9 protein-coding genes are annotated in these 18,037 nt (G+C 61.7%); 6 read left to right on the top strand and 3 right to left on the bottom strand.

What is annotated here, in order from left to right; all coding sequences use genetic code 11:
- Positions 1–234: 234 nt before the first annotated feature.
- Positions 235–7,449, bottom strand: coding sequence for a retention module-containing protein (locus ACA070_RS07495; RefSeq protein WP_497450644.1), 7,215 nt, complete (start codon positions 7,447–7,449; stop codon positions 235–237).
- Between the two features lie 591 nt (positions 7,450–8,040).
- Here ACA070_RS07495 and ACA070_RS07490 point away from each other — a divergent pair.
- Genes ACA070_RS07490 through ACA070_RS07480 form a run of 3 tightly spaced genes read left to right on the top strand, consistent with a single transcriptional unit; the run spans position 8,041 to position 12,954 of the window.
- Entirely contained in the window at positions 8,041–9,399 is a 1,359-nt protein-coding gene (locus ACA070_RS07490) for a TolC family outer membrane protein (protein ID WP_497450643.1), read from the top strand.
- An 18-nt stretch (positions 9,400–9,417) separates the two neighbouring features.
- The gene (locus ACA070_RS07485; RefSeq protein ID WP_497450642.1) at positions 9,418–11,577 is read left to right on the top strand and encodes a type I secretion system permease/ATPase; all 2,160 of its coding nucleotides are present in this window, start codon (positions 9,418–9,420) and stop codon (positions 11,575–11,577) included.
- A 9-nt stretch (positions 11,578–11,586) separates the two neighbouring features.
- Entirely contained in the window at positions 11,587–12,954 is a 1,368-nt protein-coding gene (locus ACA070_RS07480) for an HlyD family type I secretion periplasmic adaptor subunit (RefSeq protein ID WP_010462001.1), read from the top strand.
- Positions 12,955–13,101: 147 nt separating this feature from the next.
- On the opposite strand, the gene ACA070_RS07475 is transcribed toward ACA070_RS07480, so the two are convergent.
- Positions 13,102–13,698, bottom strand: coding sequence for a tRNA-uridine aminocarboxypropyltransferase (locus tag ACA070_RS07475; protein ID WP_497450641.1), 597 nt, complete (start codon positions 13,696–13,698; stop codon positions 13,102–13,104).
- Between the two features lie 4 nt (positions 13,699–13,702).
- Complete coding sequence (locus tag ACA070_RS07470; protein WP_218432376.1) at positions 13,703–14,596, bottom strand: LysR family transcriptional regulator; 894 nt, start codon at positions 14,594–14,596, stop codon at positions 13,703–13,705.
- A 425-nt stretch (positions 14,597–15,021) separates the two neighbouring features.
- On the opposite strand from ACA070_RS07470, the gene speB reads away from it, so the two are divergent.
- The 3 genes from speB to ACA070_RS07455 are packed head-to-tail and all read left to right on the top strand — an operon-like array spanning position 15,022 to position 17,955.
- Positions 15,022–15,972, top strand: a complete 951-nt coding sequence (speB, locus tag ACA070_RS07465; protein ID WP_010462004.1) for an agmatinase — start codon at positions 15,022–15,024, stop codon at positions 15,970–15,972.
- Positions 15,973–15,981: 9 nt separating this feature from the next.
- Positions 15,982–16,389 (top strand): YybH family protein, encoded by a 408-nt coding sequence (locus tag ACA070_RS07460; protein WP_200667912.1) that lies wholly within the window; start codon positions 15,982–15,984, stop codon positions 16,387–16,389.
- 54 nt (positions 16,390–16,443) lie between these two features.
- Positions 16,444–17,955 carry a purine-cytosine permease family protein gene (locus ACA070_RS07455; RefSeq protein WP_497450640.1) on the top strand — a complete coding sequence of 504 codons (1,512 nt, stop codon included), beginning with the start codon at positions 16,444–16,446 and terminating at the stop codon, positions 17,953–17,955.
- Positions 17,956–18,037 lie beyond the last annotated feature (82 nt).

Below are 18,037 nucleotides of genomic sequence, written 5' to 3'. Positions count from 1 at the left end.
CGCCACAACAGCATGTCAGGCTGCGAGTTTTGTGGTGGTCTCTCGGGCCTCTTCGCGAGCAGGCTCGCTCCTACAGTTGATCTAAGTGGTTCGCCTGTTTTGTGTTCACTGAAGATCAAAGTGTGGGAGCGGGCTTGCTCCGGGCGGCGATCCGACTAAAGCGATCTCACAGGCAACAAAAAACCCGCCATTCCTTTCACAGGAATGGCGGGTTTTGTCGTTTCAGCCTTCAGATCACACGGTATCCACCTTCAACGAATGGTCATTCAACATGCCGTTGATGATGGTCGCCGTGTCATGCCCGCCCGCCACTACCCCGCCCGCTCCCGGCGTGACGCCGTAGTGGCTGGCCAGGTTGACGCCGGCCAGGTCGATGGTCTGGTTCGGTGCCGCGCCGGCCATGGCGCTGACGTCGATGCTCGTCAGCACCGAGGCGCCGCTGCCGATGACTTTGAAGTGCAGGTAGTCATCCAGCGATGCGGCGGTGTTGTTTTCGCCTTGCAGCAGTTGCGACAGATCCAGCTTGTCGGTGCCAGGGGTGAAGTCGGTGACGAGGTCGTGGCCGCTGTTGCCTTTGAGCCACTGGAAGGTGTCGGCCCCTGCCCCGCCGGTGAGGGTGTTGTTGCCCAGGCCGCCGATCAGGAAGTCGTCACCGCCGCCGCCCTTGAGGATGTCGTCGCCCAACCCGCCGGTGATGACGTTGCTCAAGTTATCGCCCGTGAGCGAGTCGTTGAAGTTGGAGCCGGTGAGGTTTTCGATGGCGGTCAGGGTGTCGGTGCCAGCGCCGCCGGTGTTTTGCGCGGTGGCCACGCTCAGGTCGACCGTAACCCCGGCGGTGGCGTGGGCGTAACTCACGGTGTCGGTGCCGGTGCCGCCGTCGAGCACGTCGTTGCCGGTGCCGCTGAACAGCAAGTCATTGCCGGCGCCGCCGTGCAGCTCGTTGTTGCCGTTACCGGCGGTGAGCACGTCGTTGCCGTCGCCGGCATTGAGGACGTTGTTGCCGGTGCCCGCCACCAACACATCGTCGCCAGCGGTGCCGGTGAGGGTGTGGCCTTCCTGATAGCTGATGGTCACCGCCGCGCCGTCGCTGCCGCCATGGTTGTCATTGGCGGTGTAGGTGCCGTGGGCATCCGGGGCGATGTCGTGGCCCCCGGAGTAGTTAAGGGTCATGGTCAGCTGGTAGTACTCCGCGTTGTTCACGCCGCTGCCGCTGGTGTTGGTGATGTTGGTGACATGGATCTGGTAGGTCCCGTCCGCTGCCGCGGTGAGGGTTTGCCCGTCCGCGAGCGGGATCCACGCGCCACCGTTGAGCGAGTACTCCATGGCGATGTGACCACCCGCCAGATTGTGGTCCAGGTTGAGGGTTTCGCCCTGTTTGAGGTTGACGGTAATCCGGTCCTCATCGTTGGCGTTGCCGGTAGTTACCCCGCCCAAATAACCACTGACCACCAGCACCGCCGTCATGGTTGCCGCGTTCGCCGTAAAGGCGCTGCGCACATTTGCCAGGACCTGGTTAGCGTTGTTGTTGCCGGTTGAGGAGAAGCTGATCGCCCCGGTGCCGGTGAAGTCCGCGCCTTTTGAAATCCAGCCGGTGTTGAAGGTGGTAGGAGAAGCCGTCATCGGATCGCCGTTGGCATCGGTGTCGTTGGCCAGCAGCAACTCGCCCGGCACCACGACGCTGCCCGAGAGCACGTTGGTGATGATGTGGTCATCGACCGCCACCGGCGCCGCGTTCGGAATCACTTTGACCGTCAGCGTGGAACTGGCCAGGTCGCCATCGTTGTCGCTGGCGGTGAAGCCGATGTTTTCGGTGATCACCACCGACGTGGTTTTTTGCGAGGTGTAGGTGTACTCGCCGGTGTCGAGGTTCACCACCAGGGTGCCGCCATTGTTGGTGGCGATGCTGATGGAGTTGTTCACCGTGTTGAACGTGCCGTGGTTGGCGCCGCCGCTGAAGTTCAGCGCGCCCTGATTGCTGTTGCCTTTCGGGTCGTAGGTGTACGTGGTGCCGTCGACCACGAGGGTTTTGATGAAGCCGCCATCGGCGCCGAACGTACCGCCCTCCAGCAAGGTGCCCGTGACCGGCGCGCCGACCACTGTGCCCGAGAGCACCGAGTTGAGTTGAGTAAGATCGGTCACTACCACCGCATTGGTGTTGGTGTGCGTACTGCCGTCATAGGCCAGCGGGTCGAGGTAGGCGTTACTCACGCCACTGCCCAGGCCGATCGCGTAGTTCTTGATGCTGTTGGCGTCGAGGAAGGCTTTGAGCGCGGCTTCGTCTGCGCTACCGATGTCGCCTTCGTTGGGTTTGCCGTCGGAGAAGAAGTAGCCGACGTTCTGCGCCCCGGTCAGCTTGCCCGAGGTGTTGAACGCGGTTTGCATCGTCGCGACAGCCGCGTCGTAGTTGGTGCCACCGCCGGCAGTCAGGCCGGAGATGATCGACTTGGCGGTCGCTACATCAACCCAGATCGATGTCTTGTCGGTGGCGTTGCTGCTGAAGGTGACAATCTGCACTTTCACGTCGCCAAGGTCGTCGTATTTGTCGAGCAAGGCACTGATCGCCTGCTTGGCCAGCGCCAACCGCGACAGCCCGGGTACGCCGGAGGGGTCGACCATACTGCCGGAGACGTCGATCACCAATAGCAAGTTGGAATCGATCTCGACCGCGGCCACCGAACGATCGGAAGCGACCGCTTTGGGCACGTCATCGACGATGTTCACCACGATGGTGCTGGTGGTGCTGTTACCCGAGGCATCCGTGGCTTTGTAGGTGAAGCTTTCGCTCAGGGTGTTGGCCCCGTCGTTGGTATTCGGCGACGTTTTCGGTGCCGAGGTCAGGGTGTAGGTGTAGGTGCCGTTGGGGTTAAGCAGCATTTGCCCGTACGCCCCGGTGGCGCTGCCGACCAGGGTGTAGGTGATGGCGCCACTCGCGCCGGTGACGGAACCAACGAGGGTGCCAGTCGCCGTTTCACCGGTGTTGCCCGGATCGCTGCCGGTGACGGTGCCGGCCGCCAGGTCCAGACCATCTTTGCTCAGGTCCAGCGCTTTCTCGTAGACGGTCACGTCGGTATCGGTGACCGCTTTGATGCAGCTGTTCGACACGTCGATGGTAATGGTGGTGGTGCTTTCATCGCCGTCGGCATCGCGCACGGTGTAGGTGAACGTGTCTGTGGCGCCCGCACCGCTCACGGCGTTTGGATTGCTGTGATAAACCGCGTTGCCGTTGGCATCCAGGGTCAAGTAGCCGTAGGTGCCGTTGATGTTTGTGCCCAGGCCGCCGATGGCCGAGGACGACGTGTCCGAGCCCGCGCGCACGCCGACCACCGCACCACCGGGTGCCGCGCCGTCGGCGCCTTTGATGTCGTTGTCCAGCACGTTGCCGCTGACGGTGCCGCCTTCGGTCACGCTCGCCGTGTCCGCTTTGGCGGTCGGCAAATCATCGACGATGTTGACGTTGATCTGACCCGTCGCGGTGCTGCCGTCGGTGTCCGTCGCCACCACGGTGAAGTTTTCGGTGATGCCGTTGGCGCCGTTGGCGTTCGGATGGGTTTCATTGTCCGCCAGGGTGTAGCTGTAGCTGACCACGCCGGTCGCCGGGTTGTAACCGGTGATAGTCAGCGTGCTGCCGAGCGGTGTGACCACCGATTGCGGGAAGCCTGCGGCCACGCCACCGGTGACCAGCGCAATGCCGCCCACGGTCAGGGTTTGCAGACCATCCAGCGCGGTCACGGTGAAGGTGCCGCTTTGGGTCAGGGCTGGCGCGTTCGGAGTGGTGCCGTCGCTGAGGTTTTTCTCGTAGACGGTCAATTCGCCGCCGTACACATTGAGGCCGTTGAGGGTGACCGGGTCGTTGTTGTTGTGGACGTTCAGCACCAGGTTGGCGCTGCTGGTATCGCCGTCGGCATCGGTAATGGTGTAGGTAAACGTTTCGGTGCCGTTGCCGCCGCCGTGCAGGTTTTTGAAGTCCGCATCGTTAGTGTTCAGCGTGTAGGTGTACGTGCCGTTGGCGTTGAGCACCAGGGTGCCGTAAGTCCCGGCGAATGTGCCTGGGGTGACCGGCCCGGCGTTCGGCCCGGTGGCGACGTGGTCCGCACCCTGAACGTCGTTGCTCAGGACGTTGCCATTGAGCGTCAGCACGGCCTCCGACCCCGTGCCGGTGTTGCTGTCGTTGACGGCTTTTGGCACGTCATCGACGATCTTCACCACGATAGTGCTGGTGGTGCTGTTGCCCAGGGAATCGGTAGCCTGGTAGGTGAAGCTTTCGGTCAGCGAATTCGCACCGTCGTTGGCATGCGGCGTGGTGGTCGCCGGCGACGTCAGGGTGTAGGTGTACGTGCCGTTCGGGTTGAGCTGGAGCTGGCCATAATTGCCCGTAGCGCTGCCGACCAGGGTGTAAGTGATCGCGCCGGTCGCACCGGTCACCGAGCCGACCAGCGTGCCCTTGGCGGTTTCGCCGGTGCTGGTAGGGTCGCTGCCGATGACCGTACCGGCCGCCAGGTCTTGCCCGTCCTTGGTCAGATCGAGGGCCTTTTCGTAGACGGTCACGTCGACATCGGTGGACGCGACGATGCTGCTGTTGGACACGTCGATGGTGACGGTGGTGGTGCTTTCGTCACCATCGGCATCGCGCACGGTGTAGGTGAACACGTCGGTCGCGCCGGGGCCGTTCACCGCGTTCGGATTGCTGTGGTAGGTCGCGTTGCCGTTGGCATCCAGCGTCAGGTAACCGTAGGTGCCGTTGATGTTCGTGCCCAGACCACCGATGGCCGAGGTCGAGGTGTCGCTGCCTGCGCGCACGCCAATCACGGCGCCGCTGAGGGCCGGGCCGTCGGCACCGCCGATGTCGTTATCCAGCACGTTGCCCGAGACGGTCGCGCCTTCCGCGACCGAAGCGTGGTCCGGGTTGGCGGTGGGCAGGTCATCGACAATGTTGACGTTGATCTGGCCCGACGCGGTGCTGCCGTCGGTGTCCGTCGCCACCACATTGAAATTCTCGGTGAGGCTGTTGGCACCGTTGGCGGTTGGATGGGTTTCGTTGTCCGCCAGGGTGTAGCTGTAGCTGATCACGCCGGTGGCCGGGTTGTAGCCGGTGATGGTCAGCGTGCTGCCCAACGGGGTGACGATCGATTGCGGGAAGCCTGCGGCCACACCACCGGTCACCACATTGATTCCGCCCACGGTCAGGGTTTGCAGGCCGTCGAGGGCTGTCACGGTGAAGGTGCCACTTTGGGTCAGGGCTGGCGTGTTCGGGCTGGTGCCGTCGCTGAGGTTTTTCTCGTAGACGGTCAGTTCACCGCCGGCGACGTCGAGGCCGTTGAGGGTCACCGGGTCGTCGTTGTTGTGGATGTTCAGCACCAGGTTGGCGGTGCTGGTATCGCCGTCGGCATCGGTGAGGGTGTAGGTGAAGGTTTCGGTGCCGCTGCCATTGCCGTGCAACGCTTTGAAATCAGCGTCGCTGGTGTTCAGGGTGTAGGTGTACGTGCCATTGGCGTTCAGCACCAGGGTGCCGTAAGTCCCGACGAACGTGCCGGGGGTGATCGGGCCGGCATTCTCGCCGACGGTCACGCGGTCGGCGCCTTGCGAATCATTGGGCAGCACGTTGCCATTGAGGGTCAGCAGGGTTTCCGAGGCGGTGCCGGCGTTGCTGTCATCGACCGCTTGGGGCAGGTCGTCGACGATGTTGACGTCGAGATTGCCGTTGGCGGTGGTGCCGTTGTCGTCCACCACAGTCACGGCGAATTGCTCGGAGATGCCATTGGCGCCATTCGCCGTCGGATGCGCTTCGTTATCGGCCAGGGTGTAGCTGTAACTGACCACGCCGGTTGCGCTGTTGAACCCGGTGATGGTCAGCGTGCTGCCCAGCGGCGTGACGACCGATTGCGGGAAACCAGCGGACACGCCGCCGACCACCACATTGATACCGCCAACGCTCAGGGTTTGGACACCATCGAGTGCGGTGATGGTGAAGGTGCCGCTTTGGGTCAGCGCCGGTGCATCGGGACTGCTGCCGTCGCTGAGGTTTTTCTCGTAGACAACGAGTTCGCCGCCCTCGACGTTGAGGCCGCCAATCGTGACCGGGTCATCGTTGTTGTGGATCTCCAGCACCAGGTTGGCGGTGCTGGTATCGCCATCGGCATCCGTCAGGGTGTAGGTGAAGGTCTCGGAGCCGCTGCCACCACCGTGCAGTGCTTTGAAATCGGCATCACTGGTGTTCAGCGTGTAGGTGTAAGTGCCGTTGGGATTGAGCACCAGGGTGCCGTAAGTCCCGGTGAACGTGCCGCCGATGATCGGCCCGCTGTTGGGGCCGGTGGGAATGCGGTCAGCCCCCTGCGAGTCGTTGGGCAGCACGTTGCCGGTCAGGGTCAGCAGGGTTTCCGAAGCGGTGCTGGCGTTGCTGTCATCGACCGCTTTGGGCACGTCATCGGTGATGTTGACGTCCAGGGTGCCGGTGGCGGTATCGCCATTGGAATCACCGGCAACCACGGTGAACTGTTCGCTGAGGTTATTGACCCCGTCGCCCGCCGAATGGGTGTCGTTGCCAACCAGGGTGTAGCTGTAACTCACCACGCCAGTGGCCGGGTTGTAACCGGTGATCGTCAGGGTGTTGCCCAGTTGCGTGGTGATCGACTGCGGGAAGCCGGCGGCCACCCCGCCGGTGATCACGTTGATCCCGCCGATGCTCAGACTGGTCAGCCCGTCGGGCGCCGACACGGTGAAGGTGCCGTTCTGGATCAACGCACCCGGATTGCTGGCAGATCCGTCGGCGAGGTTGGCTTCGTTGAGGGTCAGCTCGCCCCCCGCTACCGACAGGCCCGCGAGGGTGACCGGGTTGTTCGGCAAGACGCCTGTACCTCCTGAACCGGCACCGTTGTCGCCGTTATCGCCGTTATCGCCGTTATCGCCGTTATCGCCGTTGTTGCCGTTGTTGCCGTTGTCCGGGTCACCGGCCAGACGTTCCAGCGGAAATTCGGGAATGCCGCCGAAACCCGCGGTGGGAAAGCCAATGGTGGGATCGACCCGCCCGCCCACTTCTTCGAGCATGACAAAACTGTGGCCACCGCCCGCTGCACCACCGGGTGCGCCGGTCGAGGTGGGGCCGGCCGCCGTGGCTTCAGCCGTTTGAGTCGGGTCGTCACCGGCAGCGATTGCTTTTTGCAGTTGCTCGACATCGGTCAGTTGCGCCTGAGTCGGCGTCACCGCTTCAGCGGTATCCACATGGGGCGCCTGATGCGCCAGTAGTTGGGAGGTCATTTGCAGGCTGCTGCCACGCCCGAGGGTCAGTTCCTGGCCATTTTGCAAACGCACGGCCACCGCGCCTTCGGCTCCGGTGATCAATTGGTCGCCGGCGAACAATCGATCGCCCTCGACCAGCGCACGTCGGGTGCCACCGCTCGTTTCCGCGAACACCTGACCAATGACTTTACTGACGATACCGATGAGCGTTGCCATGTGCATTTCCTCCGCTGCCAACCGCTGTCGGCACCCTGTTTGTGCGAAGAACGTGCTCATGGTTGAAGCAGGTTTGCCTGGCGGATCGTCTTCGGGGCGCTTTTACCTGAGTAAGCCGCTGCCCCGGCGATCTTCTCGCCAAGCGTGTCGCTCGCAGGGGACGTGGCCGATTTTGATAAAACCCGATTGCAATCAATAACCTCGGGGCCCCAATTGCCGACAAATCACCCTGCGAGCGATGCGTAACGATTTTGAACCTATACAGCGACAAAAATCTGTCACCTCAAAACCGTTCCGCTTCCCTCCCCTCCAGCACTTCTTCGCCCTATGTCGATAAGTGGATGGAACTTTCCTCAAACCCTGGAATGCTCCCAAGAGCTCCTAAATCAAGGGTTTTCAGAGTGAACAATGTGCTGGATTTTGAAGAGCGCATAAGTTTTTTTTGGAATAAGCGATATGAAAAAAATTTCTTAGCTACGCTCTAGAATGTTCTTAGCTTCGTTGTTACAAGCATGAAACGGTTTTGCCTATAATTGCCGTCAAATAATTGGCGACTTATAAAGAACCATCAGGAATCAGGGAGATGTACCCATGCGCGTTTTAACCCCCCTTTGCAGCGCAGTTCTGCTGGCGATGGCCTGCACATCCCAGGCGCATGCCATGTCGGTGACCGAGGCTATCCAGAGCACCATCGCCACTCACCCGGAACTGGCGTCGCGGGTGGACAGCCGTCTCTCGGCCGATGAGCAAGTGAAAGTCGCCAAAGGGGGCTTTTATCCATCGGTGGACCTGAACGCCGCCTACGGGCGTGGGTACAGCGATAACACCAACACACGGGCGTTCGGCAATCACCACACCGAAATCCTCACTTACACCCAGTCGGAGCTGCGCCTGCGGCAGATGCTCTTCGACGGTTTCAACACCGCGAACGAAGTCGAACGCACCAAAGGCGTGGTCAACTCCCGGGCTTATTACGCGCAAGGCACCGCTCAGGATCTGGCATTGCGCACCATCGAGGTCTACCTCGAAGTGCTCAAGCGCCGCGAACTGGTGACCCTGGCCACGAACAACTTGCAGGCTCACTTGCGGGTCAACGACCAGATCGGCCTGCGCACCCAGCGTGGCGTCGGCAGCAACGCCGACTCCGACCAATCCGGCGCGCGCCGGGCACTGGCGCAAAACAACCTCGATACCGCCGAGGTCGATCTGGCGGATGCCGAGTCGAATTTCGCCGCCGTTGTGGGGCGCCTGCCCGATGAACTCGAAACGCCGCCGTCGATCCGCGGCGAACTGCCCGCCAGCCTGCCGGAAGCCCAGCAAAGCATGGTGGAAAACAACCCGTACCTGAAATCCGCCCAGGCTGACGTGCAATCGGCCGAGAGCCAGTACGAAGTTGCCAAGTCGCCGTTCTACCCGCGTTTCGACGCCGAAGCGGCGGTGGGCGCGAACAACAACGTGCAAGGCGATGAGGGCCACGACAACGAATGGCGAGTGGGTGTGGTGATGAACTACAACCTGTTCCGCGGCGGCAGCGACAAGGCTCGCCTGCAGTCCGATGCGCACCAGATCAACCAGGCGATGGACATCCGCAACAACGCCCTGCGCCAACTCAACGAGAACATCCACCTGGCCTGGAACGCCATGGTCAATGCCAAGAAACAAACCCCGACCGCCCGCGAATACGCGGATACCAGCCGACGCGTGCGCGTGGCGTATCAGGACCAGTTCGGCCTCGGCCAACGTACCCTGCTCGACTTGCTCGACAGTGAAAACGAGCTCTACAACGCCAATCGCCGCTACACCGAAGTGCGCTACACCGAGGAATATTCGATGTACCGCGTGCTGGCGAACATGGGCCAGTTGCTGAGCAAACAACGGGTGGTATTACCCGCCGATGCGATCGCCTCCGCCGAAGTGAAAAACGAAGCCCGTTTGCCTGAACTGAAGTAGGCCTGTGGAGAGATCAATTTGACCAGCATGGAACCCGGCAACACCGGTGTCGATCCGCGCCTGAGCTTCGATGACCCGCTTCTGGACGGTCTGTTGATCCTCTGCAAACTCCACGGTGCGACGGTCAGTCGCGCCAGCCTGAGTGCCGGGCTGCCACTGAACAAGCAGCGCTTGAGCCTGGACCTGCTGCCGCGCGCAGCCGCCCGGGCCAGCTTGCAGGCGCGCGTATTGCGCCGCGAACTGGCGGACATTTCTGCGCTCAACCTGCCCGTGATGCTGATCCTCAACAACGGCCGCACCGCCATCCTGCGACGCTTCGGCGAGGACGGTCGGCTGCTGATTCTGCCCAGCGAAGCGGACGGCGGTGAACAATGGGTCAGCCGGGAAGAGCTGGCCGAGAATTACAGTGGCCAAGCCTTGTTCGCCCGGCCACGCCATGAACTCGAAGACTTGCGCTCACCGCTGGTGCCGCGTGTGGAGGCCTGGTTTCGCGACACCTTGAAGCTGTCGAAATGGCTGTACAGCGATGCGATTCTGGCGAGTTTCCTGATCAACCTGCTGGGGTTGATGGTGCCGTTGTTCGTGATGCAAACCTACGACCGGGTGGTGCCGAACCAGGCCACGTCGACCTTGTGGGTACTGTCGATCGGCTTACTGATCGGCACCGGTTTCGAACTGGTGCTGCGGGTCGTGCGCGCGCACTTGCTGGACACCGCCGGGAAGAAGACCGATGTGATCCTTTCCGCGACCTTGTTCGAGCGCATCACCGGCATGTCAATGAAGGCGCGGCCGGCGACCATCGGTGGTTTCGCCCAGAGCATCCATGACTTCCAGGGCCTGCGCGAATTCCTCACGGCCGTCACGCTGACCAGCCTGATCGATTTGCCCTTTGCCGTGCTGATGCTGGTGGTGATCGGCCTGCTCGGCGGCTGGCTGGTGGTGATTCCGCTGCTGGCTTTTCCGATCACGATCATTTTCGCGATGGTGATCCAGGTGCGCCTGCGCGACACCGTGCAGAAAAGCTTGAGCCTCGGCGCCGAACGCCAGGCGTTGCTGATCGAAACCCTCGGAGGGCTGGAAACTCTCAAGGCCTGCAGCGCCGAAAGCGAGCGCCAGCACAAATGGGAAAGCACCCACGGCGCCCTCACCCGCCTCGACAGCCATGCGCGCAACCTCTCGGCGCTGGCCACCAACGGCACGCTGTTCATCCAGCAATTCTCCGGTATGGCGACCATCGTCGCCGGGGTCTACAGCATCATCGCCGGTAACCTCAGCGTCGGCGCGCTGGTGGCGACTTACATGCTCGGCAGCCGCGTGCTCGCGCCATTGGGACAAATCGCCGGTTTGATCACCCGCTACCAGCAAGCGCAACTGACCATGAAAAGCACCGATGCGCTAATGTCCTTGCCGCAAGAGCGCGACGCCAACCAGCGGCCGCTGGAGCGCACGCAACTGCAAGGTGCACTGGACGTCAGCGGTGTGACCTTCCATTACAACGGCCAGAACGCCCCGGCCCTGGCCAACGTCAGTTTCAGCGTCAAACCCGGCGAGCGGATCGGCATCATCGGTCGCAGCGGTTCGGGCAAAAGCACCCTGGCGCGATTGGTGATGGGGTTCTATGCGCCGGAAGAAGGTCAACTGCTGCTCGATGGGCTGGACCTGCGGCAACTCGATGTCGCCGACCTGCGCCAGCAAATCGGTTACGTCGCCCATGACCTGCCGCTGCTCGCTGGCAGCCTGCGCGACAACCTGACCCTTGGCGCCCGTTACATCAGCGATTCACGGATGCTCGAAGTCGCCGAATTGACCGGCGTCACCGAGCTGGCGCGTCAGCATCCGCAAGGGTTTGACCGGCCGGTGGGCGAGCGCGGGCAGTTGCTGTCCGGCGGTCAGCGCCAGGCAGTGCTGCTGGCCCGGGCCTTGTTGCTGGATCCGCCGATCATGCTGCTCGACGAACCCACCAGCGCCATGGACAACAGCAGCGAAGACGTTTTGCGGCAGAAACTTCACAGCTGGGTACAGGGCAAGACCTTGCTGCTGGTGACCCACCGCACCTCAATGCTCAGCCTGGTGGATCGGCTGCTGGTGCTGGACAACGGGCGGATCGTTGCCGACGGTCCGAAAGAAGCGGTCATCGATGCACTGCGCAAGGGCCGTGTCGGCTCTGCGGCTGTCTAGGAGCTACCCATGGCCCGTTCATCTTCCGACACGCCACAAGACCGGGGCTACTTCGGCAGTTTCGGCAAAACCGCAGAAAGCGAGTTCATGCCGGAAACCGCCGGCGCCTCGCTGCAGGATTCGCCCCGGTGGTCGCGAATTACCGTGTGGCTGGCCGCGGCGTTGCTCATTACAGCGCTGGTCTGGGCCAAGTTTGCGGTGCTGCAAGAAGTCACCATGGGCGAAGGCAAGGCGATCCCGTCGAGCAAGGTCCAGGTGATCCAGAACCTTGAGGGCGGCATCGTCACTGAGATCTTCGTGCGCGAAGGACAAATGGTGAACAAGGGCGACACCTTGCTGCGCCTGGATGACACGCGGTTTCTGTCGAACAAGGGCGAGAGCGAAGCGGATCGTTATGCGTTGACCGCGCAGGTCGAACGTCTGTCGGCCGAAGCGGAAGGCCGGCCGTTCAAGCTGTCGCCTGAAGTGATCGCCAAGGCCCCGCAAGTGGCCGAGGATGAGCGCTCGCTGTACGAACAACGCCAGCGCCGCCTGGCCAGTGAGCAACGGACGTTGACCGAACAACTTCGGCAAAAGACCCAGGAACTGGCGGAATTCCGCTCCAAACAGGGGCAATTCAGTTCGAGCCTGGCGTTGCTGCAACAAGAGATGAACATGTCTGCGCCGCTAGTGGGCACGGGGGCGGTTTCACCGGTGGAAATCCTGCGGCTCAAACGTAGCGCAGTGGAAATTCGCGGCTCGCTGAACGCCACGACCCTGGCGATTCCCCGGGCGGAATCGGCGATCAACGAGATCAAAAGCAAGATTGATGAATCGGAACAATCCTTCCGCTCGGACGCGGCGAAAGAGCTGAATGAAAAACGTACCGACCTGTCGAAAATCACAGCGTCGAGCATCGCCATTGATGACCGCGTGACCCGCACCACCGTGGTGTCGCCGGTACACGGGATTATCAAGGTGCTGAAGGTCAACACCATCGGCGGCGTGGTTCAACCCGGCAGCGACATGGTGGAAATCGTGCCCATTGAAGACAACCTGCTGATCGAAGCCAAAGTGCGGCCGCAGGACGTTGCGTTTCTGCATCCGGGGCAGAAAGCGATGGTGAAATTCAGCGCGTACGACTACACGATTTATGGCGGGTTGACTGCCAAGCTGGAGTTGATTGGTGCGGACACGATTACCGATGACAAGGGCAACAGTTTTTATTTGATTCAGGTGAGGACCGACAAGAATCACTTGGGTGGGGATGTGAAGCCGTTGCTGATTATTCCGGGGATGGTGGCGACCGTCGATATCATCACTGGCGAGAAGAGCGTTCTGGATTACCTGCTGAAACCGGTGTTGAAAGCCCGGACCGAGGCGATGCGGGAACGATAAATTCGGCCGGAATCTTCATTGACTGTGCAATGGCTATCGCTAGCAGGCTAGCTCCCACAGGGAACTTGGAGTGAACACATGTTTGTATTCACAACTGATCAAATGTGGGAGCTAGCCTGCTAGCGATGGGGCCAGTACTGACAATACTTATCTGTCGCCATGATTGCGCTGGAAGGTCTCCTCCCCCATCGCCGCAATCTGCCCCTCGATCAACGCCTCGAACGGTTTCAACAACGGCTCGAACGTCGTCGGCGCTTCCAGCGTCTGTAGTGCCTGAACAATCGCCTCCACCGTCGATAACGCCCCCGGTCCCGGGGCTTTGCGCAGTCGATATCGAGACACGCCGCCATCCACCAATGTCACCCTCGGCAACGCCGCCAGCAACGGATTGAGGTGCAGCATCTTGCGCGCCTTGCGCCAGGTGCCGTCCGGGACGACCAGCAACAGCGGCTCGTCATTCGCGGTGTACGCCTGCAACGGTTGCGCATCGTCGGCAGGAAACAACAACCGCGCCTGATACCCCGGCGGGCTCAACAGCGCCTGTAAATCCTCGAACACCTCACCGACAATCAACTCGGCATTCTTCAAGCCCAACGCGGCCAGTCGCGCCGTGTTCAGCGCATGGTTCACTTCGCTCGGATGCTGCAACAGCAACACCCGGGTGCGGCTGTCGAGGCTCGGGATCAACGGGCACAGGCAATGAGTTTGTGGGCGCAGGCAGCGCGAGCACTGGATTCTGGACATGTTCTCAGGCCTGGTTCAGTTGTGCTTTAAGCAAATCGCGGAAAGTCTGGATCAGAGGCTCACGACTGCGGCCACGGCGCACGATCATCGAGAACGGCGCCTGATACCCGAAGGTCGCCGGCAACAACACCCGCAAATCGCCCTTGTCCGCCCAAGCCTGAGCGTAGTGCTCCGGCAGGTAACCGATGTAGGCGCCGGACAGCACCAGAATCAGCTGGGCCTCCATACTTTCCACGGTGGCGGCGCTGTGCTTGAAACCGTGCCGGGCCAGTTCGGCCTGGCTCCAGTAACCACGGCCCACCATGCGCTGCTGGGTGATGACTTGCTCGGGGATGCGCCGTTCGTTGAACAACGGATGACGACTGCTGCAATACAACCAGTGTTGTTCGCGGTAGAGCGGCATGTAGACCAGACCGCTCATGCGCGTGGAAAACGCACCGATGGCCAGGTCGAGGCGGTTGTCCTGTACGCCGAGTTGCAATTCATAGGGGCTCATGACCGACAAGTGCAAATGCACGGCCGGGTGTTCCTGGCTGTAGGCGCCGATGGCTTCGGCGAACGGCAAGGCCTTGTCGCTGACGGTGGAGTCGATCACCCCCAGGTTGAGCGTGCCGCGCAGTTCGCCCTTCAACGCCGCCGCGTATTGCTCGAAGCCTTCGAGCTCGCCAAGCAGGCGCAGGGTTTCCTGATGGAACAGTTCGCCCTTGCTGGTCAGGCTGAAACCACCGCGACCGCGATGGCAGAGCACCAGGCCAAGGGCGGCTTCGAGCTGGCTCATGTAGGTGCTGATGGCCGAGGTCGAGAGGTTGAGCTCTTGCTGGGCGTTGGCGAACCCCTGATGGCGGACCACGCTGACGAATATGCGCAGGAGTTTCAGGTCGGGTAAAGCGTTGGCCATGGGGGGCTCCAGCAGAAAACTTCAAACATTCAAATCGTGTAGCAGCTGTCGAGCACCGTTCGGCTTTGTAGCAGCTGTCGAGCACCGCGAGGCAGCGTTCGACTGCGCAGCAGTCGTAAAGTCATGCGATGCAATTCTTCAGGAGAACCGTGGGTTCAGGTTTCACGCCTGCTTCGCAGCCGAACGCTGCCTCGCGGTGCTCGACAGCTGCTACAGATTCGAGCGCAGGCTCGGCAGCTTGCTACATGAGCACTGTGAGTCTATCGCCGTCATCTGCATTAGTTTAGAAAAATCTGAACTAAGTATTTGCCCGTAGCGATTCTTCCCGGCCACTACATTTCGCAGAATCGGCCCCCAACGGTGCCCGTACCTCCCCGGAGCGGCGCAACCGACATAAATAAAACAACGACGATGAGGCCCTACCCGTGGACAAGATTCTTCACCAACCACTGGGCGGCAATGAAATGCCGCGCTTCGGCGGCATCGCCACCATGATGCGACTCCCCCATTTGCCTACCGCTGCCGGCCTGGATGCTGCTTTCGTCGGCGTTCCGCTGGACATCGGCACCTCGCTGCGCCCCGGCACCCGTTTCGGACCTCGCGAAATCCGCGCTGAATCGGTGATGATCCGCCCGTACAACATGGCCACCGGCGCTGCACCGTTCGACTCGCTGTCGGTTGCCGACATCGGCGACGTGGCGATCAACACGTTCAACCTGCTGGACGCCGTACGGATCATCGAAGAATCCTACGACGCCATCCTCGAACACAACGTGATCCCGCTGACCCTGGGCGGCGACCACACCATCACCCTGCCGATCCTGCGTGCAATTCATAAGAAGCACGGCAAGGTCGGCCTGGTGCACATCGACGCTCACGCCGATGTGAACGATCACATGTTCGGCGAGAAAGTCGCCCACGGCACCACCTTCCGTCGCGCCGCCGAAGAAGGCCTGATTGACTGCGATCGCGTGGTGCAAATCGGCTTGCGCGCTCAGGGTTACACCTCCGAAGACTTCAACTGGAGCCGTAAACAAGGCTTCCGTGTGGTTCAGGCCGAAGAGTGCTGGCACAAATCCCTGGCCCCGCTGATGGCCGAAGTCCGCGAGAAAGTCGGCGGCGGTCCGGTGTACCTGACGTTTGACATCGACGGCATCGACCCCGCATGGGCGCCAGGCACCGGCACCCCGGAAATCGGTGGTCTGACGACCATTCAGGCAATTGAGATCATTCGCGGCTGCCAAGGCCTCGACCTGATCGGCTGCGATCTGGTAGAAGTCTCGCCCGCTTACGACACCACCGGCAACACCTCGCTGCTGGCCGCCAACTTGCTGTACGAAATGCTCTGCGTACTGCCTGGCGTGGCCCACCGCTGAGGATCGGTCATGAACGAACGCGATCAGGTTTTGAAAGCGGCCGCCGATCTGGTGTCCGCCTTCGCCCGTAACGATCGCGAAGCCTACTTCGGCGCGTTCAGCGCCGATGCCAGCTTCGTGTTCTACACCCTCGAGCAGCCCCTGCTGTCGCGCGATGCCTATCAGGCGTTGTGGGACACCTGGCGTGCCGAGGATGGCTTCGAGGTGCTTGCGTGCACTTCAAGCAACGCCTTCGTCAGCCTGCAAGGTGACGTGGCGATTTTCATCCATGACGTGGCCACCGAGCTGCGCATGCAAGGGGAGCAACACTTCAGCCAGGAGCGCGAGACGATTGTGTTTCGCCGACAACAACAAGGCCTATGGCTGGCCTGCCACGAACATTTGTCCGCGATGCCGGAAGGGCTGCCACCCCCTTAGCCAAACAGGTGACGCTCACACACGATGAGCGCGCCTTTATGATCGGAGCTGATCATGAATAACAACAACAAAGACCAAAGCCTTACGCAGATTGAAACCCACGGGGTCGAACAGATCCCGGACAACGAACGCACCGCTGGTCCGACGGATTTGTTCCGGATGATCTTCGGCGGTTCCAACACCTTTGCCACCGCCGTGCTCGGCAGCTTCCCGGTACTGTTCGGCCTGTCTTTTCAGGCGGGCGTCTGGGCGATTGTGCTCGGTGTGCTGCTGGGCTCGCTGATCCTCGCGCCAATGGGCCTGTTCGGCCCGATCAATGGCACCAACAACGCCGTGTCTTCCGGTGCGCACTTCGGTGTGCACGGGCGGATCGTCGGTTCGTTCCTGTCGCTGTTGACCGCCATCGCCTTCTTCTCGCTCTCGGTGTGGAGTTCGGGTGATGCGCTGATCGGTGGCGCCAAACGCCTGATCGGTCTGCCGGAAACCGACCTGACCCTGGGCCTGGCCTACGGTCTGTTCGCGATTCTGGTGCTGACAGTGTGCATCTATGGCTTCCGCTTCCTGCTGTGGGTCAACAAGATCGCCGTGTGGAGCGCCAGCCTGCTGTTCCTGCTGGGCATCTTCGCGTTCGCCGGGCCTTTCGATGTGAACTACGCCGGCACCGTGAGCATGGGGCAACCGGGTTTCTGGGCAGCCTTCATCGGCGCTGCACTGGTGGCGATGAGCAACCCGATTTCCTTCGGTGCGTTCCTCGGTGACTGGTCGCGCTATATCCCGCGTGCCACTTCCAAGCGCCGGATCATGGCCGCCGTGGTGATCTCGCAGATCGCCACGTTCATCCCGTTCCTGTTCGGCCTCGCCACCGCCACCATCGTAGCGATCAAGGCACCGGACTACATCGCGGCCAACAACTACGTCGGCGGTCTGCTGGCAGTCTCGCCGAGCTGGTTCTTCCTGCCGGTGTGCCTGATCGCGGTGATCGGCGGCATGTCCACCGGCACCACCTCGCTCTATGGCACCGGGCTGGACATGTCCAGCGTGTTCCCTCGTGTGCTGTCGCGGGTCAAGGCAACGCTGTTGATCGGGGTGATGTCGATTGCCTTCATCTTCATCGGGCGCTTTGCGGCGAACCTGGTGCAGAGCGTGTCGACCTTCGCCGTACTGATCATCACCTGCACCACCCCGTGGATGGTGATCATGATCATCGGTCTGCTGGTGCGTCGCGGCTTCTATTGCCCGGATGACCTGCAAGTGTTCACCCGCGGCGAGAAAGGTGGCCGCTACTGGTTCACCCACGGCTGGAACTGGCGTGGGCTAGGTGCCTGGATCCCGAGTGCACTGGTCGGTTTGTGCTTTGTGAACCTGCCAGGGCAGTTTGTGGGTGTGCTGGGCGATCTGGCCGGCGACATCGACATCAGCCTGCCGGTCACCCTCGGCCTGGCCTCGCTGGTGTACCTGACATTGCTGAGCCTGTTCCCGGAACCGGCTGCTGTGTTCGGGCCGAATGATGCACGCAACAAGGGCACCAACACCGTCGCAAAGCCTGAACTCCGTCAGCCCGCCTGACACAGATCCACCTGTGGGAGCGGGCTTGCTCGCGAAGACGGCGGCACATCCTACATCGATGTGACTGAAAGACCGCATTCGC

The sequence above is a fragment of the Pseudomonas sp. LBUM1678 genome (genome assembly GCF_059695575.1).
The sequence above is the reverse complement of the archived record's forward strand: the minus strand, read 5'-3'. Positions and strand labels throughout refer to the sequence as shown.

Excerpts from the sequence above, each read along its gene's own strand:
- ACA070_RS07495 (WP_497450644.1), bottom strand. The coding sequence starts at position 7,449 with ATGGCAACGCTCATCGGTATCGTCAGTAAAGTCATTGGTCAGGTGTTC.
- ACA070_RS07490 (WP_497450643.1), top strand. The coding sequence starts at position 8,041 with ATGCGCGTTTTAACCCCCCTTTGCAGCGCAGTTCTGCTGGCGATGGCC.
- ACA070_RS07480 (WP_010462001.1), top strand. The coding sequence starts at position 11,587 with ATGGCCCGTTCATCTTCCGACACGCCACAAGACCGGGGCTACTTCGGC.
- ACA070_RS07475 (WP_497450641.1), bottom strand. The coding sequence starts at position 13,698 with ATGTCCAGAATCCAGTGCTCGCGCTGCCTGCGCCCACAAACTCATTGC.
- ACA070_RS07470 (WP_218432376.1), bottom strand. The coding sequence starts at position 14,596 with ATGGCCAACGCTTTACCCGACCTGAAACTCCTGCGCATATTCGTCAGC.
- ACA070_RS07460 (WP_200667912.1), top strand. The coding sequence starts at position 15,982 with ATGAACGAACGCGATCAGGTTTTGAAAGCGGCCGCCGATCTGGTGTCC.
- ACA070_RS07455 (WP_497450640.1), top strand. The coding sequence starts at position 16,444 with ATGAATAACAACAACAAAGACCAAAGCCTTACGCAGATTGAAACCCAC.